The organism is uncultured Streptococcus sp. (genome assembly GCF_938036805.1).
Taxonomy (GTDB): Bacteria; Bacillota; Bacilli; order Lactobacillales; family Streptococcaceae; genus Streptococcus.
This window is the reverse complement of record NZ_CALHWC010000026.1, coordinates 1-9,957: the sequence shown is the minus strand read 5'-3', so window position 1 is coordinate 9,957 and position 9,957 is coordinate 1. Positions and strand designations below refer to the sequence as shown.

Annotated in this window: 9 protein-coding genes and 2 tRNA genes; 10 read left to right on the top strand and 1 reads right to left on the bottom strand. The window is 42.3% G+C overall.

What is annotated here, in order from left to right:
• Positions 1–6 precede the first annotated feature (6 nt).
• The 10 genes from Q0191_RS01140 (at position 7) to Q0191_RS01095 (ending at position 7,533) form a co-directional block, all read left to right on the top strand.
• Positions 7–80 (top strand) — tRNA-Ile (locus Q0191_RS01140).
• An 11-nt stretch (positions 81–91) separates the two neighbouring features.
• Positions 92–179 (top strand) — tRNA-Ser (locus Q0191_RS01135).
• 173 nt (positions 180–352) lie between these two features.
• Entirely contained in the window at positions 353–1,168 is an 816-nt protein-coding gene (gene mreC, locus Q0191_RS01130; RefSeq protein WP_297663052.1) for a rod shape-determining protein MreC, read from the top strand.
• A 1-nt stretch (position 1,169) separates the two neighbouring features.
• Entirely contained in the window at positions 1,170–1,670 is a 501-nt protein-coding gene (gene mreD, locus Q0191_RS01125) for a rod shape-determining protein MreD (protein ID WP_297663050.1), read from the top strand.
• A gap of 98 nt (positions 1,671–1,768) precedes the next feature.
• Positions 1,769–2,968, top strand: a complete 1,200-nt coding sequence (gene pcsB, locus Q0191_RS01120) for a peptidoglycan hydrolase PcsB (RefSeq protein ID WP_297663048.1) — start codon at positions 1,769–1,771, stop codon at positions 2,966–2,968.
• Between the two features lie 288 nt (positions 2,969–3,256).
• Entirely contained in the window at positions 3,257–4,222 is a 966-nt protein-coding gene (locus Q0191_RS01115) for a ribose-phosphate diphosphokinase (RefSeq protein WP_061909808.1), read from the top strand.
• A 124-nt stretch (positions 4,223–4,346) separates the two neighbouring features.
• The gene (locus tag Q0191_RS01110; protein ID WP_297663046.1) at positions 4,347–5,519 is read left to right on the top strand and encodes a pyridoxal phosphate-dependent aminotransferase; all 1,173 of its coding nucleotides are present in this window, start codon (positions 4,347–4,349) and stop codon (positions 5,517–5,519) included.
• A complete protein-coding gene (gene recO / locus Q0191_RS01105) occupies positions 5,512–6,309 on the top strand; it encodes a DNA repair protein RecO (protein WP_297663044.1) in 798 nt (265 codons plus the stop codon). The genes Q0191_RS01110 and recO overlap by 8 nt, the downstream gene beginning before the upstream one ends.
• Positions 6,290–7,294 (top strand): phosphate acyltransferase PlsX, encoded by a 1,005-nt coding sequence (plsX, locus tag Q0191_RS01100; protein WP_297663042.1) that lies wholly within the window; start codon positions 6,290–6,292, stop codon positions 7,292–7,294. Before recO ends, plsX begins: the two co-directional genes overlap by 20 nt.
• Positions 7,291–7,533 (top strand): acyl carrier protein, encoded by a 243-nt coding sequence (locus Q0191_RS01095; RefSeq protein WP_005591354.1) that lies wholly within the window; start codon positions 7,291–7,293, stop codon positions 7,531–7,533. Before plsX ends, Q0191_RS01095 begins: the two co-directional genes overlap by 4 nt.
• 63 nt (positions 7,534–7,596) lie before the next feature.
• On the opposite strand, the gene Q0191_RS01090 is transcribed toward Q0191_RS01095, so the two are convergent.
• Positions 7,597–9,543, bottom strand: coding sequence for a GBS Bsp-like repeat-containing protein (locus Q0191_RS01090; protein WP_297663038.1), 1,947 nt, complete (start codon positions 9,541–9,543; stop codon positions 7,597–7,599).
• Positions 9,544–9,957 lie beyond the last annotated feature (414 nt).

Sequence of the window (9,957 nt, the reverse complement as noted above, 5' to 3'; positions counted from 1 at the left end):
TAACTTGGGCGCGTAGCTCAGGTGGTTAGAGCGCACGCCTGATAAGCGTGAGGTCGGTGGTTCGAGTCCACTCGTGCCCATTAAGTATATTGGAGAATTACTCAAGAGGCTGAAGAGGACGGTTTGCTAAATCGTTAGGTCGGGTAACTGGCGCGGGGGTTCGAATCCCCCATTCTCCGTAAATAAGGGAGTTTAGCATTTGCTATCTCCTTTTCTTGTTTTATAATGTTTTTATTTTGTAGAATTGTCTCTTATTGTTTATTTGAACTTGGTTGGTTGAATTGCTATAGTCTGTTCTGGATTCATATAAGCATTTTTTAGGGTTTTATTGGTTTTGGGTGCGGAGATTGGAATGAATAAATTAAAGATGTCTAAATTTTTGATTTCTATTTTGCTATTGGGGATTGTTATGATAAGCTTGATGCTTTCCCCTCTTTCACCATGGATTGTTTCTGTGACTGATGATTTTTTGTCCAGTGTTGATCGGGTAGTTGCTATTCCTTTTAACTATTTTGTTAAGGAAAAGAAAGAAGTTGTTCATTTAATAGATACCTACCAAGAAAATGAGACGCTAAAGGGAACGATTTACAATCTTGAAGAGAAAGCAAATGTTTCTGATGCACTGAAATTGGAAAATGAGCAGTTGCGTTCTCTCTTAGAGTTACGTAATAATGATCAAAGTGTTGTCAAGATTGCTGCGGAAGTTATCTCTCGCTCTCCATCTACTTGGAAGAATGAATTAACTCTTGATAAGGGACAGTCAAGCGATGTGACAACCTCCATGTTAGCTATTTCTAATGGTGGTTTAATTGGAGCTGTTAGTAGTGTGTCCGACTCTTCAAGTATTGTTAGTCTGCTTACAAATGAAAAGAATGATAGTTCTATTGCCATTAAAATTCAGACAAAGACTGGCTTTGCCTATGGCATCATTGTTGGTTTTGACACTGAAAAGTCAGCTTTTATCGTCAGCCAGCTAAATACGCTGGATGGAATTGAAGAAGGAGCAACTGTAACGACAAGTGGTCTCGGCTCTTATAATGCTGAGAATGTCTTGGTTGGTCAGGTTTTATCAATATCAGCTGGTAAGGACCAATTAAACAAAGAAGTTTTGGTGAAGCCCGCTGCTGATTTATCTGATATTCAAGCGGTTCTGTTGGTGAGAAATTAGTATGAAAATTCTAAGAGGAACTTTTTTTACAGCTTTGTTTCTATTTCTGATCTTCTTCATTGATGGTCAATTATCAAGAAGTCTTGTAGATCTTTTTGCTGAGAAGTGGCATCCGGCAAGTCATATTTTATTGTTCTTTACTGTTTTCTTATTTTTAAACTTTTCAAAGGAATATATTTTTTTCCTCTTCTTTACTTTAGGGCTTTTTTACGATATTTATTATCTACATGTGATTGGGCTTTTTACTTTTATCTTGCCTCTACTGACAGTTGTCATCTATCATTTTCTGTCTGTATTTTTGCTAAATCGTTGGACACGCGTTTTAGCAATCATTACGATTGTCTTCTTTTTTGAAATGATTAGCTTTGCTTCTGCATCATTCTTGCACCTAGCAAGCTTGACTTTCCCTGATTTTATTATCTATGCTTTGGTGCCAACTTTAGTATTTAATGCCTTTCTTTTCCTATTGTTACAGCCTTTGTTTGAAAAAGTCTATTTATGATGAATTAGAAATAGAAATGTAACGAATGCGTAATATATAGCCAGAATTTTTTTGATATACTATATAATGTCTTAATAAGAAGGAGTGTTAATATTTTTATGAAGAAAAAGCTACTTACATCAGTTTTATTGAGTGCGGTGATCCTTTCTCAAGGTGCTGCGCTAGTAAATGTTAAAGCTGAGAGTACAGATGATAAAATTGCAGCTCAAAATAGTAAAATTGACAGTTTAACAAATCAACAAAATGCGGCACAAGCACAAGTTGATGAAATTCAAAAACAAGTTTCAGCTATTCAAAAGCAACAAGAAGTGCTTCAAGCAGAAAATGAAAAATTGAATACTGAATCTGCGAAACTTACTGCTGAAATTGAAGAGTTATCAAAGAATATTGTTGCTCGTAATGAGTCTCTTGCAAATCAAGCGCGTAGTACTCAAACAAGTGGCACAGCAACAAGCTATATCAACACAATCATTAACTCTGCTTCAATCACTGAAGCTATCTCTCGTGTAGCAGCGATGAGCGAAATCGTTTCGGCTAACAACAAAATGCTGGAACAACAAAAAGAAGATAAAGAAAAGATTGCTGAAAAACAAGTTGCTAACAATGAAGCTATCAATACAGTCATTGCAAACCAACAAAAACTTGCAGACGATGCTCAAACGTTGACAACTAAGCAGTCTGAACTCAAGGTTGCTCAACTGAACCTTGCAGCTGAAAAAGCAACTGCTGAAAATGAGAAAAATAGCCTCTTAGAGCAAAAAGCAGCAGCTGAAAAAGCGGCAGCTGAGGCAGCAGCGGCAGAAGCAGCATATAAGAACCAGCAACAAGCGCAACAACAAGCTATCCTTGCTTCAGGAAATACAAGCTTCGCAGCACAAGTTCAAGCTGTAAATAATACAGGTGGGACTCCTGTAGCAGAAGCAGCGGTTGCTACATCAGGAGTTGTTGCAACTCCATCATATAGCCTTTCAGCATCAACTTATCCTGTAGGTCAATGTACCTGGGGTGCTAAGACTTTGGCACCATGGGCTGGCGACTACTGGGGTAATGGTGGCCAATGGGCAGCTAGTGCAGCAGCAGCAGGCTTCCGTACTGGTTCACAACCACAAGTTGGAGCGATCGCATGTTGGAACGACGGTGGCTACGGACACGTTGCAGTTGTAACAGCAGTTCAATCTGCTAACAACATTCAAGTATCAGAAGCAAACTATGCTGGTAACCAATCAATCGGTAATCACCGTGGATGGTTTGACCCAACAAATGCACAAGGATATGTAACATATATCTATCCAAACTAATGAAATATGAATGAGGCTGGGACAAAAGTCCTAGCCTCATTTTTTCTTTGGATTGTCGAGCAAGACGCAGTGGTTGAGTGGGCTCTACTAGGCTGATTTCATCAGCTTTTACAGCCTACTCAACTGTGCGGAGGTGGGACGACAAAATCGAATTCTAATGAATTACCGATTTCTGTCCCACCCTCTCTTTTATTTTTTATTGAAAAATTGCTGGAAAAGCGTTACAATGGTAGGTAGGAAAAATGTAATTGGTTACAATAAAAGACGATTTAGAATCTGGAGGGAATCATGTCTTTTTCTGATTTAAAGCTCTTTGCTCTTTCTTCTAATCAAGAATTAGCGCAGCGTGTTGCAAAGGAGATTGGGATGCCGCTTGGAAAATCAACGGTTCGTCAATTTTCTGACGGGGAAATTCAAGTAAACATCGAAGAATCGATCCGTGGTAAGCACGTTTTTATCTTGCAGTCGACTAGCTCACCTGTCAATGACAATCTAATGGAGATTTTGATCATGGTGGATGCCTTGAAGCGGGCTAGTGCGGAGTCTATCAATGTAGTGATGCCTTACTATGGCTATGCTAGACAGGACCGAAAAGCTCGTGCTCGTGAGCCAATTACATCTAAATTAGTGGCTAATCTAATGGAGATTGCTGGGGTAGATCGCCTATTGACCATTGATTTGCATGCTGCTCAGATCCAAGGTTTCTTTGACATTCCTGTCGACCATTTGATGGGAGCGCCTTTGATTGCTGATTATTTTGAGCGTCGGGGCATGGTGGGTAGCGATTATGTGGTAGTCAGTCCAGACCACGGTGGTGTCAGCCGCGCTCGTAAGTTGGCAGAATTTCTCAAGACTTCAATTGCAATTATCGACAAACGTCGCAGCGTTGACAAGATGAATACCAGTGAAGTCATGAATATCATTGGTAAGGTGGAAGGTAAGACCTGTATTCTGATAGATGATATGATTGATACGGCGGGGACTATTTGTCATGCGGCAGATGCTTTGGCAGCGTCCGGTGCTGTGGAAGTCTATGCGAGCTGTACTCACCCAGTCTTGTCAGGACCAGCTATGGAAAATATCCAGAAATCCGCTATCAAAAAACTAGTGGTTTTAGATACTATATACCTTTCAGAGGACAGATTAATCGATAAGATTGAGCAGATTTCTATCGCTCATCTCTTGGCAGAAGCCATCGTTCGAATCCATGAAAAACGTCCACTTTCACCCCTTTTTGAAAGACATAATATATAAGGATTGTGGAGTATTAGAGATTTAGCAACTTGCTAAATCTCTTTCTTATTCCTATTTGTAATAAAATTTTGCTGTAGTACTGCATTTATAGTATAATAGTTCTATTAGATTATCGGAGGCGACTATGGATTTGACTAAGAAGTTTAATAAGAATTTAGATAAAATTGAAGTGTCTCTGATTCGTCAGTTTGACCAGTCTATTTCTACGATTCCAGGTGTTTTGCGGCTGACCTTGGGCGAGCCAGACTTTCCGACACCGGATCATATCAAGGAGGCGGCCAAGGCAGCTATTGATGCCAATCAGAGCCACTATACAGGGATGAGCGGGCTTTTGGAGCTGCGGCAGGCTGCTACTGATTTTGTCAAGGAGAAGTACAATCTGAACTATCGTCCAGAAGATGAAGTCTTAGTCACTATTGGGGCAACTGAGGCCCTGTCTGCGACTCTGACGGCTATTCTGGAGGAGGGCGACAAGGTCTTGCTGCCAGCGCCGGCTTATCCAGGTTATGAGCCGATTGTCAATTTGGTCGGGGCAGAGATTGTCGAGATTGATACTACAGAAAATGACTTTGTCTTGACTCCTGAAATGCTAGAGCAGGCTATCTTGGAGCAGGGTGACAAGCTCAAGGCGGTTATTCTCAACTATCCGGCCAATCCGACTGGCGTGACCTATTCGCGGGCGCAGATTGAGGCTTTGGCAGCAGTATTGAGTAAGTATGAATTATTTGTCGTTTGTGATGAGGTATACTCTGAGTTGACTTATACGGAGCAAGGACACGTTTCTCTGGCGGAATATTTGCCTGAGCAGACCATCGTGATCAATGGCTTGTCCAAGTCTCATGCTATGACGGGCTGGCGACTAGGCTTTATCTTTGCTCCTGCTGCTTTTACGGCTCAATTGATCAAGAGCCATCAGTATCTGGTGACGGCAGCCAACACTATGGCTCAATATGCAGCTATTGAGGCCTTGACGGCTGGTAAGGATGATGCCCAACCCATGAAGACGGAATACATCCAGCGGCGGGATTACATTATCGAAAAGATGACAGAGCTGGGCTATCAGATTATCAAGCCAGATGGCGCTTTCTATATTTTTGCCAAAATTCCAGCAGGCTACAATCAAGATTCTTTTGCTTTTTTGCGGGATTTTGCTGAGAAGAAGGCTGTGGCCTTTATCCCAGGAGCGGCCTTTGGCCAGTACGGAGAAGGCTATATCCGCCTGTCTTATGCAGCTAGCATGGAAACCATCAAGGAAGCTCTGAAACGGCTCAAGGAGTACATGGAAGACCATGCTTAGACCGTTAACGAGCAAGAGTTTGATTCTCTATAATCGAAATTTCCGGGAAGATGATAAGCTGGTCAAGATCTTTACGGAACAGGCTGGCAAGCGAATGTTTTTCGTGAAACATGCGGGAAAATCCAAGCTGGCACCAGTCATCCAGCCTCTAACTGCGGCAGAACTCTTGATGAAAATCAATGATGACGGGCTCAGCTATATCGAAGATTATCAAGCTGTGGAAAGTTACGGGCAAATCAAGGGCGATCTCTTTGTCATGGCCTATGCTAGCTATGTGGCAGCCCTAGCAGATGCTAGTATTCAGGACAATCAGCCAGATCCAGCCCTCTTTGCCTTCCTGCAAAAGACACTGGATTTGATGAATCAAGGGCTGGATTATGAGGTTTTGACAAATATCTTTGAAATTCAGATTTTATCTCGCTTTGGCGTTTCTCTGAATTTCCATGACTGTGTTTTTTGTCATCGGACAGGTTTGCCTTTTGATTTTTCCTTTCAATATGGCGGGGTGCTCTGTCCAGAGCATTATCACAAGGATGCTCATCGCAGTCATCTTAATCCCAATATTCCTTTTTTACTCAATCAGTTTCAGGCGGTTCAGTTTAGTGAGCTGGAGACAATTTCGCTCAAGCCGGAAATCAAGCGACAGATCAGGGATTTTATGGATCAACTCTATGATGAATACGTAGGCATTCATCTCAAATCAAAGAAATTTATCGACTCTCTGGGCGACTGGGGCAGTATTTTACAAGACAAACATGAGGAAGAACAGCATGAAAAAAATAGCTATTGATGCCATGGGAGGAGACAATGCCCCTCAGGCTTTAGTCGAAGGTGCCAATCAGGCTCTGAGAGACTTCTCGGATATTGAGATTGTTCTCTATGGGGATGAGGCCAAGATTAAACCTCTGTTGACAGCGACAGAGCGCGTCAGCATCGTTCATACGGATGAAAAGATTGACTCGGATGATGAGCCGACCAAAGCTATTCGTAAGAAGAAGCAGGCCAGCATGGTTCTGGCAGCCAAGGCAGTCAAAGATGGAGAAGCAGATGCAGTCCTGTCTGCTGGTAACACAGGGGCGCTTTTGGCGGCGGGTTTCTTTATCGTGGGACGGATCAAAAATATTGACCGACCAGGACTCTTGTCCACTTTACCGACGGGAGATGGCCGAGGTTTTGATATGCTGGATCTGGGGGCAAATGCTGAAAATACCCCTCACCATCTGCACCAATATGCTATTCTAGGTTCTTTTTATGCGGAAAATGTTCGTGGCATTAAGCGGCCACGGGTTGGTTTGCTCAATAATGGCACTGAAGCCAGCAAGGGAGATCCTCTGCGTAAGGAAACCTATGCCTTGCTGGCGGCGGATGACAAGCTGAACTTCATCGGCAATGTGGAGGCACGTGATCTTATGGATGGAGTGGCAGATGTTGTCGTAGCAGATGGCTTTACGGGAAATGCCGTACTCAAGTCTATCGAAGGAACGGCTATTAGCATCCTAGGTCAGCTCAAAAAGGCTGTGCTAGGTGGTGGTCTCAAGGCTAAGCTAGGAGCTTTGTTGCTCAAAGACAGCCTACAGGAAATGCGCAAGAGTCTGGACTATTCCAGTGCCGGTGGGGCCGTTCTCTTTGGTCTTAAGGCGCCAGTGGTCAAGACACACGGTTCAAGTGATGCTAAGGCCGTATATAGCACCATTCGTCAGATCCGAACCATGCTGGAGACAGATGTTGTCGGAAAATCTGTGGTGGAATTTTCAAAAGAGGTGGAGACAGAATGAATCAAGAACAAATTTTTCAAAAAGTAACAGAAATTATCCAAGAACGTCAAGGAAAGGACTTTGTTGTCCAGCCAACTTTGGGCTTAAAAGATGATTTAGGCGCTGATTCTGTTGACTTAATGGAATTCATCCTGACCTTGGAGGATGAGTTTGCGATTGAAATTTCAGATGAGGATGTTGATCGCTTTGAAAATGTCGCAGATATTGTCGCGTATTTGGAAAAGAAACTAGCGAAGTAAGAAAGTGACTTCGATTTGAACAGAGAAAAACCTTGGGATAAAACCAAGGTTTTTTTAGTAGATTTATTTTGGATAGATATAGCTAACAGCTCCTTGACCGGCGGCGTAAGGATTGAACCAGCCACGGAAATTGCCAATGTACTGTTTGCCTGCATAGTTGGATTCTTTGATTTGGATGCGGGTGTTGGATTCGACATGGGTGACAACACCGACATGCCCATAACCACCATCGGTCCAGCAGATGATGGCTCCGACTTGTGGTGTGCTTCCTGTTCGGAAACCAGCTGCGCGTGCGCTAGCTGCCCATTGGCCACCGTTGCCCCAGTAAGGACCAGCCCAAGGAGCCAATACTTTTGCTCCCCAAGTACACTGACCATGAGGATAAGAGGAGGCTCCCGCATAATCAGGGGTGTAGAGGGTTGGCTCAGGCGTAGTTGGTTTTTGAACCTGATAGCTGGTGCCTGTAAGTCCAGTCATCTGACCATTGAGATTACGGTAAACATGGGTATGGAAGAGTCCATTTCCAGCATGCTGTTGCGTATTGATGGTAAATTTATACAAGCCATCGCCCACTTTGTTAGCAGTGTACCATTTGATGTCATCCTGGCCATTGACCTCTGACCAAGTTGGTAGAGAAATCGTTCCTGGCCCGAAAGCATCTGCCACGGTCACTTCGTAATTGTAGGCAGATATTTTATTGACAGAAACCCTGGCTTTGATATTTTCAGCAGAGAGAGTGACGCTGTCTGTCGCATAGCTATGTTCGCTGCCATCTTTATATTTGACGTAGATATGATTGATATAATTGCCAGATAAGGCTTGGTGGTTGCGAATATTAAATTGTGCAGTAAAGGTCCCATCTCCATTATTACTTGCCTCATACCATTTGATATTGCTTTGATTATGGGTGCTCCAGATGGGAACGCGAACGGACTGAATTGGCTTAGATGTTGAAGTCTCACTGATTTTTACAGTATAGGTTCCCTGCTCAGGATTGATATTTTCAACAGAGAAAAGCGGTTTTTGCTCTTCTGGGGAAGGCAGCTTTCCGACATCTATCGTAGCAGTTGTTCCTGCTAATCCTGTAAATTCAGGCTTGACATAGCTTTCACCGTAGAGATGGATATGGTAGGTTCCTGTATCGTAATTGTGTTTCTTCAGTTCTACTCTTACTCTGTAACTGCCATCAGAATTTTTACTTGCCTCGTACCATTGCAAATCATCCTGACCTTTGTTTTCAGACCAAGTTGGCACAGTGACCTTGTACATGGTGTCAGGAAGATTTTTGATAAGGATTTCCATAATGCCAGGTTCAGGGAAGATTGTCTGAATGGTCGGATTAGGCTTTTCGAGATGGAAAGTGGTACCTGATTGGTAAATCATTTTGCCATTTTTATTTTCATAAGTATCTACGAAATATTTTCCATAACCTTTGTGCTTAGAAAAGTTAAATTCAGTACTCTCTTGCCCAGCTTCATACCAATTAAGGTCATCGCCACCATTTTCATCAGACCAAACTGCATGGACAATTTTTGAGTTCCCTTGGTCTTTATTTCGCGTAAAATTGATTCGGCCGATTTGTCCAGATGTTGTGACGCTTGTCTTGCTAGCAGGTTTATTAACAGTGAAGGTAGTGCCATTCAAGCCAATCATTTTCCCGTTGATATTAATGTAAGTGTGCACATGGAAGGTGCCGTAGCCAGCGTGCTTCCGAAGGTCAATGGCTGTGCTGGGTGTCTGAGGCGTAGTGTACCATTTCAAATCATCCTGCCCATTTTCGTCGGACCAGACTGCGTGGGAAATGGTATAGGGAACCTGAGCCTTGGAGCGGGCATAATGAATCTGTGCCGTATCTCCAGTGACATTGACGGTCACATTGCTGGCGCGATCAGTGGGGCCTAGGACTTTGTTTCCAGCTTCAGTCGATGCAACAGCCTGAGCCGTGGAATGACTGGCAAACAGCCCAAGGACAGCTCCGGATAATAAAAACAGCTTCTGATATTTTTTCATAAATCTCCTTTGAATAAGTAATTTGGATGATTCCATTTAGATTATTCGGGAAAAAATATAAAAAAAGAAAAATTTTAAAAGATATTGGAACTTGAGTTTCTAATTTATTTTAGTTTTATGAAATCTTTAATGTTTGAAATAAAAGGGAAGAAATAGTCAAAATACCAAAAAGAATATAGGTAAATTCTATTTTTCAGAGATGATATTCCTAACAAAAGTAGATTATTTCTCTTCTTTTCTTGCTTATCATAGAACAAAACGAACGATTATGGTATAATTTAGATAAATAATTCGTAAAAATACAATGATTTTTACGTGATGTGTTAGCTTGGTGCGTAAGCACCTATGATATGAACATAGAGGTATCTTAGCTATGAAGCTTTTAGTTGTTGGTTCAGGCGGTCGTGAGCATGC

What these genes read in the sequence shown, in the direction of transcription:
- mreC (WP_297663052.1), top strand. Translation starts at nt 353, where the DNA reads ATGAATAAATTAAAGATGTCTAAATTTTTGATTTCTATTTTGCTATTG.
- mreD (WP_297663050.1), top strand. Translation starts at nt 1,170, where the DNA reads ATGAAAATTCTAAGAGGAACTTTTTTTACAGCTTTGTTTCTATTTCTG.
- pcsB (WP_297663048.1), top strand. Translation starts at nt 1,769, where the DNA reads ATGAAGAAAAAGCTACTTACATCAGTTTTATTGAGTGCGGTGATCCTT.
- Q0191_RS01115 (WP_061909808.1), top strand. Translation starts at nt 3,257, where the DNA reads ATGTCTTTTTCTGATTTAAAGCTCTTTGCTCTTTCTTCTAATCAAGAA.
- Q0191_RS01110 (WP_297663046.1), top strand. Translation starts at nt 4,347, where the DNA reads ATGGATTTGACTAAGAAGTTTAATAAGAATTTAGATAAAATTGAAGTG.
- recO (WP_297663044.1), top strand. Translation starts at nt 5,512, where the DNA reads ATGCTTAGACCGTTAACGAGCAAGAGTTTGATTCTCTATAATCGAAAT.
- plsX (WP_297663042.1), top strand. Translation starts at nt 6,290, where the DNA reads ATGAAAAAAATAGCTATTGATGCCATGGGAGGAGACAATGCCCCTCAG.
- Q0191_RS01095 (WP_005591354.1), top strand. Translation starts at nt 7,291, where the DNA reads ATGAATCAAGAACAAATTTTTCAAAAAGTAACAGAAATTATCCAAGAA.
- Q0191_RS01090 (WP_297663038.1), bottom strand. Translation starts at nt 9,543, where the DNA reads ATGAAAAAATATCAGAAGCTGTTTTTATTATCCGGAGCTGTCCTTGGG.